At 39.8% G+C, this 24,365-nt stretch carries 20 protein-coding genes and 1 pseudogene; 10 read left to right on the top strand and 11 right to left on the bottom strand.

Going from position 1 to position 24,365, the window contains the following annotated elements:
* Nucleotides 1–31: 31 nt before the first annotated feature.
* Nucleotides 32–772, top strand: coding sequence for a dienelactone hydrolase family protein (locus NSTC745_RS26580; protein WP_445633655.1), 741 nt, complete (start codon nt 32–34; stop codon nt 770–772).
* 78 nt (nt 773–850) lie between these two features.
* Here the strand turns inward: NSTC745_RS26580 and NSTC745_RS26575 are convergent, their stop codons facing one another.
* The 6 genes from NSTC745_RS26575 to NSTC745_RS26550 form a co-directional block, all read right to left on the bottom strand.
* Nucleotides 851–1,306 (bottom strand): type II toxin-antitoxin system VapC family toxin, encoded by a 456-nt coding sequence (locus NSTC745_RS26575; protein ID WP_445633654.1) that lies wholly within the window; start codon nt 1,304–1,306, stop codon nt 851–853.
* A gap of 17 nt (nt 1,307–1,323) precedes the next feature.
* Nucleotides 1,324–1,659, bottom strand: a complete 336-nt coding sequence (locus NSTC745_RS26570) for a hypothetical protein (RefSeq protein WP_445633653.1) — start codon at nt 1,657–1,659, stop codon at nt 1,324–1,326.
* Between the two features lie 302 nt (nt 1,660–1,961).
* Entirely contained in the window at nt 1,962–2,615 is a 654-nt protein-coding gene (locus NSTC745_RS26565; protein WP_445633652.1) for a hypothetical protein, read from the bottom strand.
* A gap of 16 nt (nt 2,616–2,631) precedes the next feature.
* Nucleotides 2,632–3,063 (bottom strand): carboxypeptidase-like regulatory domain-containing protein, encoded by a 432-nt coding sequence (locus NSTC745_RS26560; RefSeq protein ID WP_445633651.1) that lies wholly within the window; start codon nt 3,061–3,063, stop codon nt 2,632–2,634.
* A gap of 168 nt (nt 3,064–3,231) precedes the next feature.
* Nucleotides 3,232–5,892, bottom strand: coding sequence for a bifunctional aconitate hydratase 2/2-methylisocitrate dehydratase (gene acnB / locus NSTC745_RS26555; protein ID WP_445633650.1), 2,661 nt, complete (start codon nt 5,890–5,892; stop codon nt 3,232–3,234).
* Between the two features lie 417 nt (nt 5,893–6,309).
* A complete protein-coding gene (locus tag NSTC745_RS26550; protein ID WP_445633649.1) occupies nt 6,310–7,242 on the bottom strand; it encodes a DUF4351 domain-containing protein in 933 nt (310 codons plus the stop codon).
* Between the two features lie 595 nt (nt 7,243–7,837).
* On the opposite strand from NSTC745_RS26550, the pseudogene NSTC745_RS26545 reads away from it, so the two are divergent.
* The 5 genes and pseudogenes from NSTC745_RS26545 to NSTC745_RS26525 form a co-directional block, all read left to right on the top strand.
* A pseudogene (locus NSTC745_RS26545) lies at nt 7,838–8,364 on the top strand (Uma2 family endonuclease); the annotation flags it as partial.
* Between the two features lie 86 nt (nt 8,365–8,450).
* Complete coding sequence (locus tag NSTC745_RS26540) at nt 8,451–8,768, top strand: 2Fe-2S iron-sulfur cluster-binding protein (protein WP_096541654.1); 318 nt, start codon at nt 8,451–8,453, stop codon at nt 8,766–8,768.
* Between the two features lie 167 nt (nt 8,769–8,935).
* A complete protein-coding gene (locus NSTC745_RS26535) occupies nt 8,936–9,112 on the top strand; it encodes a hypothetical protein (protein ID WP_193916200.1) in 177 nt (58 codons plus the stop codon).
* Between the two features lie 169 nt (nt 9,113–9,281).
* Complete coding sequence (locus tag NSTC745_RS26530) at nt 9,282–10,349, top strand: DUF3326 domain-containing protein (RefSeq protein ID WP_445638694.1); 1,068 nt, start codon at nt 9,282–9,284, stop codon at nt 10,347–10,349.
* A 119-nt stretch (nt 10,350–10,468) separates the two neighbouring features.
* Complete coding sequence (locus NSTC745_RS26525; protein WP_445633648.1) at nt 10,469–11,065, top strand: CPBP family intramembrane glutamic endopeptidase; 597 nt, start codon at nt 10,469–10,471, stop codon at nt 11,063–11,065.
* A 43-nt stretch (nt 11,066–11,108) separates the two neighbouring features.
* Here the strand turns inward: NSTC745_RS26525 and NSTC745_RS26520 are convergent, their stop codons facing one another.
* A complete protein-coding gene (locus NSTC745_RS26520; protein WP_445633647.1) occupies nt 11,109–11,357 on the bottom strand; it encodes a hypothetical protein in 249 nt (82 codons plus the stop codon).
* A gap of 118 nt (nt 11,358–11,475) precedes the next feature.
* Between NSTC745_RS26520 and NSTC745_RS26515 the strand changes: the two genes are divergently transcribed.
* The 3 genes from NSTC745_RS26515 to NSTC745_RS26505 all read left to right on the top strand — a co-directional run bounded on the left by NSTC745_RS26515 (nt 11,476) and on the right by NSTC745_RS26505 (nt 18,766).
* Complete coding sequence (locus tag NSTC745_RS26515; RefSeq protein WP_445633646.1) at nt 11,476–12,780, top strand: P-loop NTPase fold protein; 1,305 nt, start codon at nt 11,476–11,478, stop codon at nt 12,778–12,780.
* Nucleotides 12,777–17,762 (top strand): WD40 domain-containing protein, encoded by a 4,986-nt coding sequence (locus tag NSTC745_RS26510; RefSeq protein ID WP_445633645.1) that lies wholly within the window; start codon nt 12,777–12,779, stop codon nt 17,760–17,762. Before NSTC745_RS26515 ends, NSTC745_RS26510 begins: the two co-directional genes overlap by 4 nt.
* A gap of 335 nt (nt 17,763–18,097) precedes the next feature.
* Nucleotides 18,098–18,766 (top strand): HAD family hydrolase, encoded by a 669-nt coding sequence (locus NSTC745_RS26505; RefSeq protein ID WP_445633644.1) that lies wholly within the window; start codon nt 18,098–18,100, stop codon nt 18,764–18,766.
* Nucleotides 18,767–18,968: 202 nt separating this feature from the next.
* Here the strand turns inward: NSTC745_RS26505 and NSTC745_RS26500 are convergent, their stop codons facing one another.
* Nucleotides 18,969–20,336, bottom strand: a complete 1,368-nt coding sequence (locus NSTC745_RS26500; protein ID WP_445633643.1) for a cytochrome P450 — start codon at nt 20,334–20,336, stop codon at nt 18,969–18,971.
* A gap of 229 nt (nt 20,337–20,565) precedes the next feature.
* On the bottom strand, nt 20,566–21,234 hold the full coding sequence (locus NSTC745_RS26495; protein ID WP_445633642.1) for a 2OG-Fe dioxygenase family protein: 669 nt from the start codon (nt 21,232–21,234) through the stop codon (nt 20,566–20,568).
* A gap of 218 nt (nt 21,235–21,452) precedes the next feature.
* Here NSTC745_RS26495 and sfsA point away from each other — a divergent pair, with 218 nt between their 5' ends.
* Entirely contained in the window at nt 21,453–22,178 is a 726-nt protein-coding gene (gene sfsA, locus NSTC745_RS26490; RefSeq protein ID WP_445638693.1) for a DNA/RNA nuclease SfsA, read from the top strand.
* 130 nt (nt 22,179–22,308) lie between these two features.
* Here sfsA and NSTC745_RS26485 read toward each other — a convergent pair whose 3' ends face one another.
* The gene (locus NSTC745_RS26485) at nt 22,309–22,710 is read right to left on the bottom strand and encodes a fasciclin domain-containing protein (RefSeq protein WP_445633641.1); all 402 of its coding nucleotides are present in this window, start codon (nt 22,708–22,710) and stop codon (nt 22,309–22,311) included.
* Nucleotides 22,711–23,127: 417 nt separating this feature from the next.
* Nucleotides 23,128–24,363 carry a nucleotidyltransferase domain-containing protein gene (locus tag NSTC745_RS26480; RefSeq protein ID WP_445633640.1) on the bottom strand — a complete coding sequence of 412 codons (1,236 nt, stop codon included), beginning with the start codon at nt 24,361–24,363 and terminating at the stop codon, nt 23,128–23,130.
* Nucleotides 24,364–24,365: the final 2 nt, after the last annotated feature.

Below are 24,365 nucleotides of genomic sequence, written 5' to 3'. Positions count from 1 at the left end.
ATAAAAGCCGACATCAAACGGAGATAAAACAGTGCAAATCACTAAACGGAATGTCGAGTTAAGAGTAGATGACAGTTTGATGCGTGTCTATGTAGCGTCTCCGAAAACAGCAGGATTTTACCCAGGTATTGTATTTTACAGTGATATTTATCAGTTAGGGGAGCCGATAATTCGTTTAGCTAACTACTTGGCAGGATATGGCTATGTAGTAGCAGCACCGGAAATTTTTCATCGCCTTGAGCCAATTGGGCAAGTTATTGAACCAAACGATCTCGGTCGGATGCGTGGTAATGATAACGCTCGGCGAACAGCGATCGCGCATTATGATAATGATTGCCGTGCTGTAATTGAATTCCTCAAAACAGAAAGTGCAGTTTCTCCGGGCAAGATAGGCACTCTCGGCTTTTGTATTGGAGGACACTTAGCTTTTCGTGCAGCATTTAACAGCGAAATTAAGGCTTGTGTCTGTTGCTATCCTACTGGTATTCCCAGTGGCAAACTAGGGCAAGGCGTAGCCGATACAATCCATCGAGTTAATGAAATCAAAGCCGAGATGCTAATGGTGTTCGGTACACTCGATCCTCACATTCCAGATTGCGATCGACAAACCATAATTAAAGCTCTAGAGAATGCTAAGATATCACATCAAGTTTTCTTGTATGAAGCAGAACATACCTTCATGCGCGACGACGGTTATCGCTACGATTCTGCCGCCACTACTTCTGCTTGGGCTGAAATAATATCTTTTTTAGAAGGTGTATTTGCAAACTGAAGAAATGTTGGTTCTTGAGTATGTATTATGGTGGACTTTTAGGGCGATCGCACTTTGACTTATACTTTATTGAACCATTTAATTAATGTTTTGCCATTCACGAGCATCTACAAATAATGACAGATGTTTAACATTAGTAGTAACAATAATAACTTGATGCCCTTTTAATTCTTCAATTTTGGCTTGTGCTGCTAAAATAACATCGCCATCAAGAGATTTAGCATCAGCAGTTGGTTTTCCTGTTTTTCTAACTTCAGCCCAAAAACTCGCTGCTAAAAGCATTACAGAAGTAGTAATGGGTAAATAAGTAATAGCTGTTTTCAGTCGATCTAACCGTTTAATACCTGATGTTTTTCCTGCTCTCAGTAATTCTCGCCTCACTTCGTAATCAGCAATTTCAGGTAAGATTATTTGATATTCTTTTAACGGTAGTTCATCTAACCACTCTTTACACTGCTGACAAATAGGATTAGAGTTTTTCGGATTTGTTACCATTCCTAAAATATTTGTATCAAGAAAAACCAGTTTACTCATAAAAACTGAGACACAATTTAAAATGGATTGTCATCAATTGTGTGAGACAAATATTCCCAAGTTTCTGTTTGCTCTTGTTCATCTCCTTGTTCTAACCATTCTTTTGTTAATTGTTTGAGTGCTTGATGTTGTTGATTTAAAATTTCTTGTTCTTGTTTATCTAACTCTTTTTGAGGATGAGTTAATAATTCTTGTTTAAGAGTTACACTTTCTCGAAAAACCCGTATAATTGCCAGCAAGTTTGGCCAGTATTCTTTCGGAGTTTCTTGGATTTCTCTTAAAATTTCTATCAGACAAGTTTCTTCAGGATTCTTACTAACTTCAGCTTCCTTAAATAAATTAGCTTGAGACATTAGGATATTATTCCTTATTAAATTAATTGCAACAAAGACGAGCGAAAAAAGTTCACCATAATTCGATTATACCAACACAGTTTGTTTTCTTTAGTTGTGGTTGGGCTTACGATGTGAGAAATCAAGATTATTTATATTATTTTATAGAGTGGCAAAAAAGAGCCATTATTTGATTAAGTTGATGATTGCTACTTCTTGAGTTATCCTTTGTCCTACCAATCCTTTTTCTAGACATAAAGTAAGCCAGTAACCCGCACTCTTTCGCATTAATTGACTGTTAGCCTTCGGCATAACACACCCTATCACTTCCTTCGCTTTCGTCTATAATATCCATCTACCCAAGTTCCATTTCTTTTTAAGTATCCTCGGACGAATTCATAATCATTTTGATTAGAAATATACCTATATTCTCCTAGAGTAAGTCTTGCCTTACTTGCTCTAGTTAATTTTGGTGTTGTAGGTGGTATCGATCTAGCTTGTGTTGAGCTTGGTAGAGGTGGCTGTTTTGTCGGAGGTGTTTGTGTTTTTTGGGATGGTTGTGATGGTTTTTGTTGAGTTCTATGTCTTTGTTGATTTACTATATCTTGAAATCTAGTATAAGACTTTTCTTTAGTATTATTTACTTGTTCTCTAGCTCGAATAAAATCTAAATGTTGGTTTGTAATTCTAGGATTTCTGTTAGAAAATTTTCTAAGTATAAATTGAGCTTCAGTAGCTGAAACGTTAGCTTTCTGGAGCTCGTATGCATCTAAAAAATCTAGCTCTACTAATTTTTGACAAGAAAATTCATAAAAAAGACCAAAACTACCTGCAACACCTCCTAAAAACAGCATTGCCCAGTATAATTGGGCCAGTTGCCCTAGAGTTATATAGCCAATAAGACATAGCAGCGCTAGTGTCCAACTCCAATCTACTATTTCTTTTATACGCTGAAAATGCTGGCGTAGTGATGACATTGAAATACTAGATCAGTTATTTATTAGGCTTAAATGTATTAGTTTTGGAACATTTCAGCATAAGTTGTTTAGGTCTATCAGGGTTACTTAGTAAATTAATATTTTGGTTAAAAGGTTTACAACCATCTTTACTCAACCTAATTCTTACATAATCTGTAGTTGGTATTTGAACTCGAAAAAAACCTAAATTATCAGTTGTGTCTGAATCAACACCACCTTCAGAGTCCATTATTACTTTTGCACCAACTATAGGCTGTTGAGATTCTTCATCCAAAACAAGTACTTTGACACTCTTTGAGTCTGAAGTTTTAGAAGATTGATTGTTAGGATTTTGCTCATTTGAGCCGTTAAGCCCTGGAACGTGCTTCGCTGCACCGTAACCTACAACAAGTAAAAAAACAGCAACTGAAGCATATAGTAATGGTTTTGGTAGATTGCTTAAATCCACAGAGATAATATATGTATATGTTATTACAGGACACATATGATCATGACTTCTCTAAAGGAATAATATTGATTAAGTAAAAACCGCCAAGAATTTAAGAGAACTTAATATTATCTTCTTATTAGCCTGCTTTGCTTCTTGGCGGATCAAACTCTCTTAGCGAAAAACTACCTACCTCGCCGCTGTTGGCATACCTAAAATATCCTCAAGTTTAGGCATATCTTCCAACGCAATCACTCTTCCTTCATCCTCAAAACCGACAATTTGATCGAAGTTCAAATAGCGATACAAATCATTAGCAAAAGGATCGATTTTCTTCGCCACAATATCTAAATATTCTTGCACTGTGGGAATGCGTCCTAGCAAAGCGCAAACTGCGGCTAATTCTGCCGAACCAAGATACACTCGTGCATCTTTGCCCATGCGATTATTGAAGTTGCGTGTCGAAGTTGAAAACACTGTTGTCCCATCAGCAACTCGCGCCTGATTTCCCATACACAAACTGCATCCAGGGATTTCTGTTCTCGCACCCGCAGCCCCAAAAATGGCGTACACTCCTTCTTCTTTTAATTGGTGTTCGTCCATGCGGGTTGGTGGTGCTATCCACAGGCGGGTTTTTACTTCTCCAGCGCCTTCCAAAACTTTCGCCATTGCTCGATAATGACCGATATTTGTCATACATGAACCCAGGAATACTTCTTGCACTGGGTCGTTAGCAACTTCCGATAATAATTTAACATTATCGGGGTCATTGGGAGCAGCAACAATTGGTTCTTTGATTTCGTTCAAATCAATTTCAATTATTTCTGCATACTCGGCATCGGCGTCGGCTTCTAATAACACGGGATTTGCTAACCATTCTTCCATTTTGGCAATGCGGCGGAGGATGGTACGCGCATCGTGATAGCCCCGTGCTATCAGGTTTTTCAAAAGTGCAACGTTGGAACGCAGATATTCAGAAATTGTCTCTACACTCAGCTTAATGGTAGAACCCGCACAAGAACGTTCGGCGGTGGCGTCGGCGAGTTCAAAGGCTTGTTCGACTTTTAAATCTGGCAAACCTTCAATTTCTAAAATTCGCCCGGAGAAGACATTTTTCTTGTTTTGCTTTTCTACTGTTAGCAAACCTTTTTGAATTGCTACGTAGGGAATGGCGTTAACGATATCCCGCAGCGTAACGCCGGGTTGTAATTCACCTTTAAATCTTACCAAAACTGACTCTGGCATATCTAATGGCATGACGCCCAACGCCGCAGCAAAGGCTACTAAGCCAGAACCAGCGGGGAAGGAAATTCCTAAGGGGAAGCGGGTGTGGGAGTCGCCGCCAGTTCCTACGGTGTCGGGTAGCAGCATCCGGTTTAACCAAGAGTGGATGATACCATCGCCGGGACGCAAGGCGACACCGCCACGTTGGGCAAAGAAGTCGGGGAGGTCGTGGTGAGTTTTAATGTCTACTGGTTTGGGATAAGCTACTGTGTGACAGAAACTCTGCATTACTAAGTCTGCACTAAAACCGAGACAAGCGAGTTCTTTCAATTCGTCGCGGGTCATGGGGCCTGTGGTATCTTGAGAACCAACGGTGGTCATGATGGGTTCGCAAGATGTACCGGGACGGACGCCAGGTAAGCCGCAAGCTTTACCGACGATTTTTTGTGCTAGGGTGTAGCCTTTGCCTGTGTCGTTGGGTTGTTGGGGACGGATAAAGACGGTACTGGGTGGTAAACCCAGTGCAAGGCGTGTTTTATCGGTGAGGGTACGCCCGATAAGTAGGGGGATGCGTCCACCTGCACGGACTTCATCGAGGATGGTATCTGGTTTGAGGGTGAAGGTAGAAATGACTTCGCCTGCTTCGTTGGTGATTTCACCTTTGTAGGGATGGATGGTAATTACCATGCCAGTTTCTAATTTGGTGACATCGCACTGGATAGGTAAAGCACCGGCATCTTCAGCTGTGTTAAAGAAGATAGGCGCGATCGCACCACCTAAAATATATCCCCCAGCGCGTTTGTTTGGCACATAAGGTATATCATTTCCCAAGTGCCACAACACCGAATTGATAGCAGACTTGCGGGAGGAACCCGTACCAACTACATCTCCTACGTAAGCTACGGGATGTCCTTTCTTTTTCAGTTCGGCAATGGTTTGTAAACTTCCCGGTTGCCGTGACTCTAACATCACTAAGGCGTGTAAGGGAATATCCGGGCGAGTTGTGGCGCTTTGGGCGGGCGATAAGTCATCGGTGTTGGTTTCGCCAGGGACTTTAAAAACTGTAACAGTAATTGCTTTCGGTACAGTCGGGCGGGCGGTAAACCATTCCGCTTCAGCCCAAGAGTCAACTACTAGTTTGGCAAAAGGATTGGTTTTCGATAACTCCAAAACATCATGGAATGCATCGTACACCAACAAAATTTTGCTTAAGGCATTGGCGGCGTAAGCAGCAATGGGTTCCTTTCCTTGTCCTCCCATCACCAATGGCGTTTCGGAAGAGTCTGAAACCGATACAGTGGCGAATTGCAGCAAATCAATTAAAGCTTGCACGTTATAGCCGCCCACCATTGTACCCAGCAATTGCACTGCTTGTATGGGGGAAATTAAGGGGCTGGTGATTTCTTTCTTGGCAATAGCTGTGAGAAATCCAGCTTTTACATAAGCAGCAGCATCAACACCGGGGGGGACGCGATCGCTCAATAAATGCAATAATGTATCTTCTTCACCCTTGGGCGGATTCTTCAGTAATTCACATAATTCTGAGGTTTGCTTCGCATCCAACGGTAAGGGGGGGATTCCTAATGCTGCCCTTTCTACAACGTGTTGACGGTATTGTTCTAGCATTTTTGTATTCTCCGTTGGCCTGTTCTACTCTTAATTATGAAATATTTTTAGGCAAGACTTTGCTATAAAAGTTTACCTTACTTTTATTACTCAAAGCTTTACTAGTAATAGCTTATTAGCAATTTAGTTTTATACTGAAAGTTTAGTTTTCGTCTCTCAAATATTTTTAACTTTTTATAGACTCCGAATAAACTCGTTTAGAGGATGTTTTAAAACTCCTTAGTGATGTAGCAAATACTTTTAGATTCGCCTAAATCACCCTTCAAAAAGGGGGACTTTGGTTCTGTTTCCTTCCTTTTTAAGGGAGGTTAGGGGGATCGATAAGTGCCTAAATTCACAGCTAAGCACTTTCAAAACAACCTCTAAGTGTTGCTGTAAACTCCACCTTAGTTATAAATTAATTAATTTACTGAGCATTTATTCTAATTGTTGGTTTAACCAAGCTTCTAAGTCAGCAATACTAGAAAAATCTAATAATGCCTCTCCTAAGTTTTCTAATTCTTCAATTGATAATCCTGTAATTCGCTCAATTAATAACGCATCAATTTCACCAATACGGCGATTAAGTAGACGCAGTATTAAATCTCTTTCTCCTTCCTGTCTGCCTTCTTGTCTTCCTTCTTGTCTGCCTTCTTGTCTGCCTTCTTCTTTGGCTTGTTCTCTGTTTCTTTGATAAAGTGGTTCTAGTCGCATAATTAACTCCCGATCGTCTGCTTCTAATTCTTGATTTACTCTTAAATTTTCACGCAAGTTGTAAACTAATTCCAGGGTTGCTTTTTGATATGGATGATCTAATGGTAAGGTCTGCAACTCAATAATTGCTTGTGACTGCACGCTTCCTCTACCCAAAAGCCTCAACCATAAAGTCTCCGGTGTTGGCGGTAGTTGATGTATCGCCACAATTGCTGTCCGTAAGGCATCTGGCAGAAAATGTACTCCTGGTGACCAACTTGCTTGTTGCATAGTTCCAAAGCTAGACAACCTAGTTGCAGATACGGTAGGTGTCAGAACCCACAATTTAGGAATTTCCGAGTCCTGAAGTTTAGTTTTATTAGTTTTAGCTTCTCGTCGTAAGAGAGCCTTTACTTCTAATAATTTTACAATACAGTCGCATATTTCATCAGTAGAAGCTGGATTGCGGAAGGGTTCTATGAGTGCAGGATGTTCTGCAAATCTTCCTAACAAACCTAATATTTCTAAATTAGAGCTTTGCTGTTTGGCAGGAGTGAATAAAACATCTATTTCTTTAATCTCTCCTGAAACTTTTTCTGATGCTTTGACTTCTCCGTAATTTTTTAATAATTCTTCTAGATAGTCTTTGGCGAATTTATCGTGTATAAAACGGGTCATTCAATTTTAATTTTACGGAAGTTATCGGTTAATGCAAAGAAAGTTTTATTATATAGTCATTCGTAAAAAAATATATACCCGATTTTTAAAATAAGTCGGGGAGTTAGACACCGTAAATCTTCCAAAACTTGTTTAAAGTATCGTTAATGTTGTAACTTTAAGCCTTAATGTTGCAATTTTAAGAGTCCAGATTACAATATTGATGATTAAAATTTGTTAGTGAGTGCAATAGGCAGCCGTTCATCCAATTATCTTATATCAAGTTCATTTAAACACTTATAATATCTGTAGGTTAAGGAGCCACTACTTTGAACGGGTTAAGAGCCTTATTAGCATAGCGGCAACCACAAAAGAAGTAAGTGACGTTTGAGGAACGTAGACGCCCTTTGGGAGGCTTACCGTAGGGTAACCCAGCATTTTATCCTTGTTTATCTTGGGTTTCACACACAGAAAGCCCAACCTACATTAATAAACTTTATGATAAGTAACTATCGAAACTTAATATTAACCCTAGCGCTAATAAAGTCATATCAGTTGCCCAAGATTTAGAACCAGCATAAGATATAATATTTCCACTAGGAGATATCTACAGTGACGAAATCGCAATGATTTTTATGCGGCGGGAAATTTGACAATTTACTATAGCCAACGTCAACTTAAATCAGAAGAATTTCGCGGCCCAGACTTTTTTGTGGTGTTATGATGCGAAAAAAACCGCGTAAAAGTTGGGTGATTTGGCAAGAAGATGGTAAATATCCGAATATCATTGTTGAGTTGTTTTCGTCTTCCACAAAAACCACAGACAAAGGTTTAAAAAAACAAATTTACCAAGATATCTTTCGCACGCCGGAGTATTTTTGGTTTGACCCGGATAATTTAGAATTTGTAGGGTTTCATTTAGTAGATGGGAATTACCAACCAATAGAACCAAACCCCCAAGGTTGGTTATGGAGTCAGCAGTTAGATTTGTATTTAGGCGTGCAGAACAATCAATTACGCTATTTTACAGCGCAAGGACAGTTAGTGCCGACACCGCAAGAATTAGCAAAACAAGAAAAGCAGCGTGCAGAACGCCTAGCCGCCAAGTTACGAGAATTAAATATCGACCCTGATAATCTATAAAATATTCGGCGTGGTGATATCTGGAGATTTGTAAATAATTCCGATATAATAAAAAATTTGCCCGTCGCTTAAAACTTTTTTTGAATATGCCCAAAACTTACACCGTAGAAATTCATCACCAAGGCCAAATTCATACTTTACAAGTCCCGGAAAATGAAACCATCTTATCAGTTGCCGAGGCAGCTGGTTTAGAATTGCCGGCTTCTTGCCATGCAGGTGTTTGTACGACTTGTGCCGGTCAAATCAGCGAGGGAAAGGTAGATCAAGCTGATGGTATGGGCGTTAGTCCGCATTTACAACAACAAGGTTACGTATTGCTTTGTGTTGCCAAACCCCTTTCCGATCTAAAAATTGAGACTGAAAAAGAAGACACACTTTATCAGTTGCAATTTGGCAAAGACTAATAATTGAGCAAATATGTATCAGTGAACAGTTATCAGTATAAGCGTTGATTTATTGATAGCTGAATGACTGTTCACTACCATGATTAGAAAAACTGGAAAATCATATCAGTATTTCATCGCACCTGATAAGCTATTGTATAAACTAAAAATCAACAGGATTTAGGGCGATGACAACTCATTTTATTACCGCAGAAATCGACCTGCAAGAGACTCCCGCAGAATTACTCAAAACAATCGAAACAGAGTTAAAGAAACAAGGCGAACCGCTACGTTGGGCTGTTACTTCTGTAGATGTTGCCCAGCAAAAGGCTACAGTTGAAGCTGTTGTCACGACTAAGAGTTAGAGTTGGGCATAGGGCATAGGGCATAGGGCATAGGGTAAGGTGACACAGAGAAAACTTGCAATCAGTCTTTCCCTTTGTTGCTTTATCCTCTTCCTTCCCCTTTTCCCCATTTCTCCTTGTCTTCGATTCTCTTACCCATGCCCAATGCCCCATGCCCTATGCCCATTATATGCATCCATACACTGCTATTTTAATTGTACCAACTGGCGTTGGGGCTGCTATTGGCGGTTACGCTGGAGACGCTTTGCCTATTGCCAAACTTATAGCACAGGTTTGCGATCGCCTGATTACTCACCCCAATGTCCTCAATGGCGCAAATTTGTACTGGAATCTCCCCAATGCTTTCTACGTTGAAGGTTTCGGACTTGACAAATTCGCTGCTGGATGCTGGGGTTTGCGTCCAGTGCGGAATAACAAGATAGGTTTGCTTTTAGATCAAGGTATTGAACCAGAGTTACGGCTAAGACACCTACAAGCAGCCGACGCAGCTAGAGCGACTCTGGGATTGACTTTAACAGATTATGTCATCACAGATGCACCATTAAATGTAGAATTACGGACTACTTCATCGGGTGCAAGTTGGGGAACAATTGGTAAGCCCGATAGCTTGTTAAGGGCAGCGGAAATACTGATAAAAAAAGCTGGGGCAGAAGCGATCGCAGTTGTAGCCCGTTTCCCAGATGATATGGATGAAGAGGCACTACAAAAATACCGCCAGGGTGAAGGAGTTGATTCTCTAGCGGGTGCAGAAGCTGTAATTAGCCACTTAATTGTACGAACCTTTCAAATTCCTTGTGCCCATTCACCAGCTCTTGCTAGCACACCTCCAGAACTGGACTTATCGCCGCGTTCCGCTGCTGAGGAATTGGGTTACACATTTTTACCGTGCGTCCTCGTCGGTTTGAGTCGTGCCCCGCAATTTATAGTTGAAAGAAAAGCGATAGGATTAAAACAAGAAGATATTTGGGCAGATGGAGTGGATGCTCTTGTCGTACCTGCAAATGCTTGTGGTAGTAGCGCCTTACTGAGTTTAAGCCAAACACCATGCCAAATAATTACAGTAGAAGAAAATAAAACTGTTATAAAAGTTCCTCCCCAACCGTTGGGGATCAAATCCATACAGGTAAACTCATATTTAGAGGCAGTGGGCGTATTGGTGGCACATAAAGCAGGCATCGATCCCTGCGTTCTTCGTCCTAAATTATCGTCTTTGCAACCAGTAATTATTGGTCATTAGTCATTAGTCATTTGTCATTAGTCATTTGTGAATAACCAATACCCAATGCCCAATGCCCCATGCCCAATGCCCACTTGCCCTGAGCGTAGTCGAAGGGATGCCCCATTTTCTAAAAACCCGTGATTGAACAACAAAAGCAAGAACCAGAAATTCCATATCTAACGCGCTTCCAAGTACTTGTAGCTATGGGAGCTACTGCAATCATTTTGTTTATAGTCGCCAAACTATCGTTGTACTTTGGCAACTTTTCTCTATTTTCCTGGAACTTTAACCAAACAGATTTGCTATTAGGTGTAGGGTTAGGGGTTGCTATCACCGCATTAAGTGGCTTAACTTATCGCCTTTGGAGTTCCTACCGCAAAAGTGCAGATTTTTATCTAGAAATAATCTTAAAGCCTTTAGCCTTACCAGACTTAATTTGGTTAGGTTTGCTACCTGGTTTGAGTGAAGAATTGTTATTTCGGGGAGTGATGCTGCCAGCTTTAGGTTTTGACCATCTAGCTGTTATTGTATCTAGTCTTTGCTTTGGTGTCTTACACCTGAGTGGTTCTCAACAATGGCCCTATGTAGTTTGGGCAACCATTGTCGGCATGATATTAGGATATAGTGCCTTGCTCAGTGGCAACTTATTAGTGCCCATCGCTGCTCATATTATGACGAATTGGATCTCTAGTTATATCTGGAAAATTTGGCAATTGTCGAAAAATAAAAAATAAGATGTTGCTAAATGAGGTCGAGCGTGAAATAGAATTGCAAAATTTATTTCTTAGGAGGTTTACCACGCTCTAAAGCTTTAGATGCAGGAGTTGGAGAGCTTGGAGGTTCTTGGAGAATTTCTATGATTGCAGTGATAACTTTGTCAATTTTTTCATCTTTGAGACTACCTACTTTTCTTAAAACTAAATCTTTTTTAGTAGTATAGAGGGCACTAGGATGTATAATGGATTCTCCAGTTTTTTGGTGCTCTTTGTCGAAAATATTATCTTCTTTCTTAACTAGCCTGCCCAATGTGGGTTCACCAAAGATGATTGGGAATTATGAGGCTAATTATCCGAAATATCAGCTTTGCGATCTGTATAATCACTGAGATGGGGAAGAGTGTCAAGGTGATATCGGGTAATTGGTCATGAAACTAGATTTAGTCAGGTTTTTTCAGGCTTGCAACCCTGCCAAGACTCTGGTAACAAGCAAACCGGAAGATAGGCAGTATTATATTGATTTTTCCAAAGTACGGGGTGCCAGAATTATCGAGGAACTTGGGCGGACTATTACTCGCCTTTCACCGGAAGAACCTACCTGTCAATTATTTACCGGACATATCGGCTGTGGTAAGTCTACTGAATTACTGCGGCTAAAGGCAGAGTTAGAACAGCAGGGCTTTCATACGGTTTATTTTGAGTCTAGCCAAAGCCTGGATATGGCTGATATTGATGTTACAGATATTTTACTGGCGATCGCTCGTGAAGTTAGTCAAAGTCTGGAAACAATCAAAATTAACCTGAAGCCAGGATACTTTAAAAGTCTGTTTCATGAAATTTCTGATTTTTTGCAAACACCTTTAGACATTGGTGTTGAGGCTGAATTATCTGTGGGTATTGCTAAAATCACTGCCAAAACTAAAGATAGTCCCAAACTTCGCGGCCAATTGCGACAATATTTAGAGCCGCGCACCAATGGCATTTTAGAATCAATAAACAAAGAATTACTCAAGCCTGCGAGAGAAAAACTCAAGCAGCAAGGTAAAAAAGGACTAGTGGTAATTGTCGATAATCTTGACCGAGTTGATAATTCTTTAAAACCTTCCGGTTATTATCAACCAGAATATCTGTTTGTAGAACGCGGCGAACAGTTAAATCAACTAAATTGTCATGTTGTTTATACTATTCCCCTAGTCTTGATTTTTTCCAATGCTTTAGGCAGGTTAACAAATCGCTTTGGCGTAGACCCCAAGGTTTTGCCGATGGTTCCAGTACAACTACAGAATGGTTCGCAATTTTCCCAAGGAATTACACTGCTGCAACAAATGGTCATGGCTAGGGCTTTTCCTGGTGTCAGTTGGGAACAAAGCCAGCATTTAATAACTGAAGTTTTTGATAGTCCTAACACTTTAGAAAGGCTGTGCTTAGTTAGCGGCGGTCATTTACGAAATTTGCTAATGTTATTATTTCGCTGTCTCCAACAACAAGACCCGCCTCTGTCCCAAGAATGCGTTAATAGAGTGATTAAACAACGCTGCAACGAGCTAACTTTAGCAATTACAGCTGATGAATGGGAAGTATTGCGTGAAGTGGCGCAAGAGAAAAGCTTAAGAGGTCATGAAAGATACGAACTTTTGCTTCGCAGTATGTTTGTATTTGAATACCGAAATGAGGAAGGTTCGTGGTTTGATATTAATCCTATTTTGGCTGAAGCTAAGGAATTCGGGTTATGACTAATCAGAACGAGCCAGAACATTTGACCGTTGAGAATGAACGTTCATTACAAACTCTGGTGCGAGCAATTACCCTTTCTCAAGGAGAATTTTCCCTGATTTTACTGCGTTGTAACTATGCAGTTTTACGTCAGAATATAGTACAACGCCTGCACGAACTATCTCCTATTAAAATCCGTGAAATCACCTTACCTACGTCAGTCAAAACTCTTTACACCTGTATAGGTGAAGAACTCGCAGATGAACAGCCACCAGCGTTAATGGTTTTTGGTTTGGAATCGGTTAAAGATATTGATACAGTTTTAACTTCAGCTAACCAAGTACGAGAGGAGTTTAGAAAAAATTTCCCGTTTCCGGTAATTTTATTCGTTAATGACCAAGTTCTACAAAAGTTGATAAGATTAGCAACAGATTTCGAGAATTGGGCAACAATAATTTCCACTGCGATCGCTACCACTGATTTAATTAAATTAATTAAACAAACTGCTGAGTCAGTTTTTGACCAGGTTTTAGATGCTGGTGCAGGAAAATTTCTTGATAATTCTGCACTCAATCTCGCAATTGGTTCGCCGCAGCGCGTGGAACTGGAATCAGCACAAGCCGAACTCCAAATACGGGGTGTGAAGTTAGATGCAGAACTAGAAGCTAGTTTAGAATTTGTTCTCGGTCGAGATGCGGTTTCGATGGAACAGTCACGCCAGCATTATGAACGCAGTTTAACACTTTGGCAGCAGATTTCTAAATTAGAGCACCAAGGATGTGTACTGTACAATTTGGGGTTATGGTGGCGTACTTATGCAGTGCAACATTTAACAGAAGAGCAACCTGCTTGCTTACAAGCTAAAGATTATTATCAAAAATGTCTGGAGGTATTTGAACAAGCAAATCGTCCCGACTTAATCGCAAAATTTATCAATGCTCTAGGAGAAGTACTGCAAAAACTCGAACTGTGGAATGAATTAGAAAAGGTTGCACAAAAAGCTTTAAAGCTATATCAAACTTATCCTGATTGGTTTAGAGAAGCTAGAGCTTATGGATTTATTTCTGAGGTAGCGCTGGCTAAATCTGATTGGAATAAAGCCAAACAAGCTGCGGAACAAGCCCTTTCTGTTGTAGCTGCTAATCAATCTACTGAAGCCAATGCTAATTTAGAATTAGTCTTATATTATCATCAGGGTTGGTATTTATTTGCACTAGCCAGAGCGCAACAGCAGCTTAAGAAGATACAAGATGCTTTAATTACTCTAAAAACTGCCAAACAAAAAACTAAACCTCAATACGATCCAGAGCTTTATATTTCTATATTAAAAAGTTTACGAGGAATTTATTATCAACAACTTCAATATCTCGAAGCTTTTCAGATTAAACAAGAACAAATTCAAATTGAACATCAATATGGTTTTCGCGCATTCATTGGAGCAGCTTATTTAAATCCTCAGTATGAGGTCATTAATCCGGCTCTAGTGCAAGTAGAAAATTCAGTAAAAGTTGCCCAAGAAATTGCTGTTTCTGGTCGGCAAAAAGATGTGGATAGGTTACGAGAAAGAATGAGCCGGAATGACCATAAATTAACTGTATTTCACGGTCATTCCGGTGTCGGCAAAAGTTCGATTTTGATCGGTGGTTTAATACCTGCTCTGCAACTGCAATCAATTGATGCTCGCGATGTATTACCTATTGTCGTAAGAGTCTATACAGATTGGATGGGGATATTAGGAAAACGTTTAGTGAATAATGTTACTTCTAGTATTTCCATAGAATCTATATGTGAAAATTTACATAAAAATGCCGAGCGCAATCTGTTAACAGTTTTAATTTTCGATCAGGTTGAAGAATTTTTCTTTGTTTATACAGATAAAACTAAAAGGCAGTCATTTTATAAATTTTTGTACCTTTGCTTAGATATTCCTTTTGTGAAGGTGATTCTTTGTTTGAGAGAAGATTATTTGCATTATTTATTGGAATGCGATCGCCTGTTTAATTTTACAGCACTTAATAATAATATTTTAGATAAGAATATTCGTTATGAATTAAAAAATTTATCTTCGGAAGATGCCAAAGCTGTTGTCCAGAGTTTAACTAAGCAAACCAACTTTTATTTAGAACCTGTATTAATTGATAAATTACTGGAAGATTTATCAGACCAGGGAGAAGTACGCCCCATTGAGTTACAAATTGTGGGAGCGCAACTCCAAACACATAAAATTACAACTTTAGAAAAATATCTTCAGGCAGGCACAAAAGAAAAGTTGGTCGAGGGATTTTTAGAAGAAGTTATTAAAGACTGTGGTTTTGAAAATGAACGTTGTGCCAGAGTAGTTTTATATTTACTCACAGACGAAAATCGCACTCGTCCCCTGAAAACTGCTGACAATTTAGTAGAAGATTTAAAAACAGCAGATATTATCTCCAATGAAGAACAACTAAATTTAGTTTTAGAAATTTTAGTCGGTTCTGGTCTGGTGTTAAATATTCCGGAAAAACCTACTAATTTATATCAACTGGTTCATGACTATCTCGTATCTTTCATTAGACAGTCACAACAAGCAAGAGAACTAGAAGAACGTAAAAAGGAAAAGGAAAAACGACAACAAGCTGAAGCACGGCTAAATCGCGTTCTCAAACGTCAACGTAACTGGGCGATCGCTGGAGTTGCTATGATGACAATTCTGGCAGTTTTTTCAGTAAAATATTGGGTGCAAGCAAAATCTCAAACACGAGAAGTAGAATCTCAAAAACGAGAAGTAGAAAAGAACCGAATCATAGCCATTAGTAAAACTTCAGAGGCACTTTTCGCTTCAGGTCAAAGGTTTGATGCTCTCAAAGAAGGCATTAAGGCAGGGATATTGTTAAAACAATTGTCTGCTATCCAAAATCAGGATAAAGAATACATTGCTACACAAGTTGTAACAGCACTACAACAACCAGTTTACTGGTTAGTCGAACGCAATCGTTTAGAAGGTCATCAAGGTCTAATCTGGGGCATGAATTTATCACCTAACGGTAAAATAATTGCCTCAGCTAGTTTTGACCACACGGTAAAACTATGGAATCGTGAAGGTAAATTAATACAAACTATTAAAGGACATAAAGATAAAGTCTTAAGCGTTAATTTCTCACCTGATAATCAGATAATTGCTTCAGGTGATTTCGATGGTTTTGTAATACTTTGGAAGCGTGACGGTAATCAATTTACAAAGTTCAAAGAATTGCCAGCTCACCATAGCAAAAATGGTAATAGCAACGGAGTTTATGGGATAGGTTTTTCTCCAGATGGTCAGATATTTGCTACAGCGAGTCGAGACAGCACTGTCAAACTTTGGCACAGCGATGGCACTGCTATAAAAACAATCGAGGGATATAAAGATGTATATAAACACGGGCATACAGATGGAGTTACTAGCGTTGCTTTCTCACCTGATGGCAAAATAATTGCTACTGGTAGCCGGGATAGAACAGTGAAACTTTGGACACGCGACGGCACATATATTAGGACTTTTAAGAATACCCATAAAGACTTTGTTTGGGCTGTAGCTTGGTCGCCCGATGGCAAAACAATTGCTACTGCGGGCCGGGACAACTTGGTAAAAGTTTGGAACTTAAACGGCAGAGAGTTAACAGTTTTTGAGGGGCATAGAGAGAGAGTGATGAACGTGAGTTTTAGTCCAGATGGCCAGATAATTGCCTCAGCTAGCCAAGACAAAACAGTGAAGCTTTGGAAGCTTGATAAAAAGTCTGATGACAAGCTTGGTGGTACATTACTGACAACTCTCTTAGGGCATACTAATGGTGTTTATGCTGCCCGTTTCTCACCTGATTGCAACGTTCTTGTCACCGCCAGTGCTGACAGTACGATTAAAATTTGGCAGCTTGATGCTGGAAGTTTGGTACATGCGTCTGGTTGCGCTAACAGTACCATCAAAGGTGGTCGGCTAGGAAGTGGTGTGCTAAGTACCCTCAATTCTCATAGCGATCGGGTTAATAAGGTAAGTTTCTCACCTAATGGCAAAATAATTGCCTCAGCTAGTTATGACAAAACGGTGAAACTTTGGAAATCTGCTGATGGCATCTTGTTCAGAACTCTTGAGGGGCATAAAGATCAGGTTAATAGTGTCACTTTCTCACCCCATGGGCAAATAATTGCTTCTGCTAGTGGAGATAAAACTGTAAAACTCTGGAAGCAGGACGGTAGCTTTATTAAAACTCTAACTGACGATAGCGACAAGATATTAGATGTGAGTTTTTCACCCGACGGTCAACTTCTGGCTGCGGGTGGTGTGGACAATACAGTGAAAATTTGGCGGCGAGATGGCAAGGGTGAGTTTGAAACCCTACCTTACCAAACTCTCAAAGCTCATCGCGATTGGGTCAGAAGTGTAGCTTGGTCGCCAGATAGTAAATTTGTTGCTTCAGCAAGTGATGACAACACGATAAAACTTTGGCAGCGCGATCGCAATCAAAAGTTTAAAATTTACAAAAGTCTCACCGGAGAAAACGGGCATAAAAGCTGGGTTTATAGCGTTAGCTTTTCACACGATGGCAAAATTATTGCCACGACCAGTAATGATAAAACGGCGATTCTTTGGAAGCAAGATAGTAAAGGTGAGTTTCGCTTCTATAAACAGCTGATCGGACATAACGATGAAGTTAAAAGTGTGAGCTTCTCATCTAACGATCGCATCATTGCTACTGCCAGTGATGACAAGACAGTAAAACTTTGGCGGGTAAATGGTACTTTCATCAGAACTCTTAGCGGACATAGCAAAGAAATATTAAGTGTCAGTTTTTCACCCAATGACAAGACTCTGGCATTAGGCAGTGCTGATAACACTGTGATTTTGTGGGATTTGCAACAGCTAAATTCTCTAGATAAATTAGATAACTTACTGGTGCGTGGCTGTGAATGGTTACATGATTATTTGCAGAATAATCGGAATGTAACTACTGAGAGCGATCGCCATCTCTGCGACAATATCAAGTAACAGCCAAGCGGTTCTCGGTTGAAGGGCATCGCAGTGTTCCCAGTTCAGAACGGCTATATTTAAACATTTGCAACCAATGTTGTAATGTTGATGACCAATATTGTAATGTTAGTGACCAACATCGTAATGTTGATGACCAATATTGTAATGTTGATGACCAATATTGTAATGTTTTTAATTTTGGCGATCACCTGCTTTACATTTACGCCCTCTCTCAGATTATCTCAGGCAATGCCATTTCTTCTCTAACCTCCTTCTCTTCTCATGGGACGATGAAGTAAATTATTTGCCATGCCATCATCAGCTATGAAATCAAACGTCAGGCGAGGTTTTTCATGGCATTAGAAGGAGTAATTTTAGATATTGATGGGACGCTGGTTATAAGTAATGATGTTCATGCAAATTCCTGGGTAGAGGCATTTGCAGCTTATGATTTTGATGTGCCATTTGAAAAAGTCAGGCCGCTCATGGGTATGGGTGGAGATCAACTTATTCCCAAAGTAGTACCAGAATTAAATGGTGAAGAAGGAACTGGTAAAGCGATCGCTCAGTTTCGCAAAAAACTATTATTTGACAAATATATACAACAAGTTACTGCTGCTAATGGTAGCAGAAACTTAATATTAAAAATGCAAAAATCGGGATTGCGTTTGGTTGTCGGTAGTTCAGCCAGTTCTGAAGAACTCGACATTATGCTCAAAATTGCCCAAGTAGATGATTTGCTACCGGAGGTCACCACATCCGATGATGCCGAAGCATCTAAACCTGCTCCTGACATTGTACAAGCCGCTTTGAATAAAGGGCAATTGACACCCGATAAAGTAGTGATGCTAGGAGATTCTCCCTATGATATTGAGTCTGCTGGTAAAGCAGGGGTAGGTGTGATTGCTTTACGCTGCGGTGGCTTTAGCGACGAACAACTATCTCAAGCTGTTGCAATTTATGATGACCCGGAAGATTTGCTACAGCACTATGATTCTTCTGTTTTAGGCGCAAATGCTTAAATATTAAAAAAGCGATCGCCGTTTTACCCCACCCCCAACCCCTCCCCTTGCCAAGGGGAGGGGAGGTTTTGCGTCAGCAAAGCCGGGGTGGGGTAACCCGAATCTTGATGGTAAGTGAGTAGAATTAGCTCATCACGTTTTCATCAGGGTTTCACTTAAGTTGACACCAATGCCTGCCCCCTACCTCCTGCCTTCGTTAAATTTACACGCCTACAGGAGTTTTCACCTTTTGCCGCTGACCGATTGCAATTAACCACTTACCGCCAGAAGGGCCTAAAGTTATGCCGCGACGGGTAGGTTTAACTTGATAATTGTCAACTAATGCTAAATTCATTTGTGATAGCACTGTTGCTAATACCAATTTCATTTCAAACATCGCAAATGCCATACCAATACAGGTACGATTCCCGCCACCAAAGGGTAAATATTCATACTGTGAATACTGGCGTTGTAAAAATCGCTCTGGCTTAAACTGGTTTGGTTCTGGATATAAATCTTCGCGGTGATGCATTAAATATATAGAACCTGTTAATAATGTCCCCGGTTGGAATTCATAGCCCATAATTTCTATCGGTTTCTTGACTATGCGAGGGATAGTCAGCATGACAATCGGGTAAATGCGGAGTGTCTCTTGGCATACCGCTGTTAGATAAGGTAAGCGAGAAATTTGATTCCAATCAGCATTCTCATTCACATTATCTAACTCAGTGAGCAGCTTTTCTCGTACTTCTGGCAAATGGTGAATCCAGTAAATTGCCCATGTCAAAGCTGAAGCGGTGGTTTCGTGACCGGCGACTAACAAAGTCATTAATTCATCGCGCAATTCGACATCAGTCATCGGTTCGCCATTAACATCGCGTGCTGACATCATCAAGGAGAGGATATCGCTACGAGAAGCATCTGGACGATCTCTGCGTTCTTGAATCTCGCTGTAGAGGAGTTCGTCAATTTGCTGCATTTGACGCAAAAATATCCCCCAAGGACTCCAGTTACCCAAATCTACTTGCAGTATGGGAAAAAATGTTATGGAAGCACGCAAGGGAGAACCGGATAACTCCAAGACAGAACGCAACAGTCCTTGCAATTTTGTTAAACGTTCTCCTTGATTTAGACCAAATACAGCTTGGAGAATTACTTTCAGGGAGATTTCCTGCATCGAGTCACGGATAGAAAAAGGTTCGCCAATTTTCCATTTACTGATGACTTCATGAGTGATATTAGTGATAATTTGACCGTAGGCTTTCATGCGATCGCCATGAAAAGGCGGAGTCAATAATCGCCGTTGCCGTTGATGAGATGCACCAGATAGCAATATTAACGAGTTGTCACCTAATAAAGATTTTAAAAGTTGCGCTGAACCTTTAGCGTCTAACTCCTCAAGCGGAGCCGTAAAAATCTCTTGAATTGCTTGGGGATTACTAAATAACACAAGTGGGTTATTACCAGTTAGCTGTAGCGAAAAACATTCGCCATAAGCCTTTGCAGATGTTTCCATCAGTTTCAAAGGGTTAAAAATCCACTGAAGCAGCTGTATCAGTTTTGGAGTTTGCGGGCTTTCTGGCAGTTTCATAACAAAGACTCCGATCTGTTCTATCTACACTAACTTAACAGAAGTAGAATTAAGAGGTTGAAATTCCTTTAACAAACATGTAGTCCTGAAAAATTAGATACCCGACTTCTTAAAGAAGTCGGGTATCTGAACGCTGTGACTTTTTACAAATTAACTAGGATTTTTATATGTCCTCGATTGGATAATATTTACAGCCAAACTTCCGCAGCTAAATAATTTGATATTAAAATTATTCAGTTAACAAGCTAGGAGAAGTTAGCACAAACACATCCCTACTTCCTTGAGCCTCAATCTCTGGTTTGATAGGAGTTGTGAAGTGGAAAAATTCATGGTCGTTGACCAATAAAAGTTCTCCAGGATTTAGAATTTTGCTAAATACAGGCTTTTCTTTTTTGGCAGCATACAAATGTGTTTCTCCACCTTGAATATTATCTCTATCCACTGAGAAAATACCAATAAAATCAGTACCATCTTGATGGATGCCTTCAGGTGCAGGATTTCCTAAGTTATCTGGCGAACAAATAGTTCTGATTTGATGAACTCCGATTTCCGCTTCTGGATGAAGTTTACAAGAATCGTGAAATGCTAAGACAAGATTTCTAAAAATATCAAGCTCAATAAGTGCATCTTCTAATTCTGCAAATTCTCTTTTAATGTCGCCCAATAACGGATTATAGTCTTTACTTTGGAAGAGGTAGCCATGAGGTAATTTGATTAATTTATCCTCTGCAACTATGAATCGAGATAATCTTCTCGAACGATAGTTGCCTTTAATATAAGGATCGATAGGCAGATTCCTAAAAAATGGCTTGAAACCTTCTACATTAATTGAATTTACTTTTCTTAAAGTAAACAGAAAAGCATATTCTAATTCCGTTGCTGTCCACACTTTTTGCATAGGATTTACCTCCTTGCACGTTGAATTTCTCCCGAATTTTTCTTTACTGGGAGGGTTATGACACCTAGTATATGCTACTTTTTATTAAACTGTCGTAAATTTGACTACAAAAATTGACAATTCATGGTATAGCAATCATCCATTGATAAACCTGCTGGCTGTTGACTGTCAACGTTATTTTCAAGATAGTCTATTGACTACAGCTACAAGGTTTGATGATGATTGATTGGCTTTACCGTTACCCGCCTTTGTATCCGGGTATTCTGCTAAAACGCTACAAGCGGTTTTTTGTGGACGTTCAACTTGCTTCTGGCGAGATAGTGACAGCACATTGTCCAAATACAGGGCCGATGACTGGAGTATCGACTCCCCTAAGTGCGGTACAGCTTTCTAAAAGTGAAAATCCAAACCGGAAATTGGCTTACACTTTAGAACTAATTCAGGTAAATGACAATGAGCCGACTTGGGTGGGTGTGAATACTATTTTGCCTAATCGGGTGGTAAAGTTAGCTTTGGTGAAATATCTTTTTCCAGAATTGGGTGATTATAACCTCATCAAAACTGAGGTGGTTTATGGGCTAGATAACAAAAGTCGAGTGGATTTTTTCTTAACAGGAAGCCTTGAGGAACGCCCAATTTATTTAGAAGTGAAAAATACAACTTTCTGCGATGGGAGATTAGCTTTATTTCCAGATACGGAAACTACCAGAGGACAAAAGCACTTGCGAGAATTAATGGCGCTATTACCTTTAACTCGTGCGGTGATGCTTTATTTTATCAATCGTGGTGATTGTACTGAGTTTTCCCCTGGCGATCGCACCGATCCAGTATATGGTAAGTTATTGCGGCAAGCGATCGCTGTTGGTTTAGAAGTCCTACCTTGCCGTTTTGATATTTCCCCCGAAGGTATCCGTTATTTGGGTTTGGCAAAGTTGAAAATTTGATTCTACTCGTTCAAACAACAAATCCATCTAGATAGTATCTAGATGGATTTATTCGTAGCTGATGTTTTATGGAGAACTAACTATAAATAGTCACCACTCCACAAATAGCATTTGCTATTTTGATGTTTGCTTATGCAGGAATCAAAACTTTGTCAATAACGTGGATTACACCGTTATCAGCATTAACATCTGCGGCTGCAACTGTCGCATCATTAATCTTAACGCCATTAGAAGCGTCAATTTTCACTTCTGAACCTTCAACTGTTTTCGCTGTCTTCAGTTTAGCCACATCAGCAGCCAGTACTTTGCCTGAAACAACATGATAGGTCAAGATTTTCTTGAGTTTGGGAATATCTTGAAGTAATGCGTCTACTGTACCTGCTGGAAGCTGATTAAACGCTTCATCGGTGGGTGCAAAGACGGTAAATGGCCCGTCGCTGTTGAGTGTATCTACCAAACCAGCCGCTTCGATTGCAGCAACTAGTGTGTTGAAAGAACCATTGTTAGTGGCAGTCTCAATTATGTTGGCCATGTGTTTTACCTAGTTCTGTGTCATCTGTTACAAATCTAAACTGTTTTTCAATAAAAGTTATGTATCATCAGACCGATGTGCAATCAAATATTTTTTTGTTAAGATATGTTGCCGTAAATATTTTTATACCAATAAAGAATTATCTGCAATCTCAGCGGATAAATTACAAGCACTGTTGGATGCGCTCGCTGCTCTTTTTTATACAGCGGTAATAGCGATCGCAATACGGTTCGGTTAAGATCCCCCCGCCTACGGCGACCCCCTTAAAAAGGGGGTAAAAGAGGCTTGGTAAGCCCCCCAATTTATCGGGGGGTTGGGGGGATCTTTGAGGAATAAACCTGTTAACCGAACTGTATTGGGAGCGATCGCTTCTATGGTTCTCGTATTTCAATATTTAGATGCGTTTGCTCTGGTAGTTTACCTATATGTACTATTAGTTATGTATCTACTTACCAAGCGTATTGGTCGGATTAAGTAGTATAGGAAAGAAAGACCAGATGGTAATGGGAAAACTTCTCTGTCTGCTTGATTAGAATTAGTGATTACCAGCCTGGTTGTAAAACTCAAAAATTGCCACACTAGATAAACACGAACTGGCATTCTGCTAAGTGGCCCATCGATCATCAAGTGTTGAAAAAAAAGTTTAATGAATCGTGGAGTTTTAACTTCAGTGAAAAGCTGTTTCTGCATTCGTACAGCATAAATTACAATTGTTGGATCGATTTGGATCTGTTGTTGAAGAGCCTGCTTGAGTTGGTCTGGTAAAGGCGTATTCAGGAGAGTATTAACTATTAACAGACTAATAAAAAATGGTCTTTTAAGTTCCAGATTATTTACTTTTTGCAATAATTCTTCCCAATCTAATGTCTGTTGAATACGCAATAATTCAGCTAAATCGCAAATTTGAACCAAAGACTCTCTACCTTCATTAACGGCTCTGGCAATTTGTACAGCAAGAATAATCAACAAATCATCAAAAGATAAATCGACGATCGATTCACCATTGAGAGATAAAGATCTGCTTCGTTGCCACAAAGTTTCAAAGTCGGGAAGTTTAAAAGGAAAATAAGATAAAGGAGTCAATTCGGTGTGAAGATCCACCACTATTTCTGGTTTTTGGCTGTGGACAAAATTATGTTGCCAACCATAGTAGTCAGCTTCTAATTGATATTTTTGAGCAATCAATAATTCTTGAGCTTTAGCTATATCCTGTTGTCTTACCAGAATATCTAAATCGCTAAATTGTCTGATGGCTAAGTTCCCATAAACAGAAGCAGCTAAAACAAGTCCTTTGAAAGGAATTGCCGGAATTTTATTAGCTGCAAAAAGTTTAAGGATTTTAACCAATTCATGACTCAAAAATAAGTTACGGCTAGCATTGGCATGGTAGCGATTCTGAAGCTGAGTTAAGACCGTTTTGGGAATAGCTTCTTTTACAGTGGTATTGAGGCTCTGGTATAACAGTGGTATTGTTCCATGATATGTTGCTATTTTTATGAGCAAAGTCCAGTCTATGTTTTGCTGGAGTATGGTATTAATTCGCTCTGCGGTTTCGGAGTCTATGTGAGTTCGGGTACAACACAGAAGTAGCTCAATTTCTGGACGTTTAACCTTTATTGGTAATTGAATAATAGGCTGGTTTAAGGTAATCATAA

The organism is Nostoc sp. DSM 114161, assembly GCF_052692665.1.
This window is presented reverse-complemented; position numbering and strand designations above follow the sequence as displayed.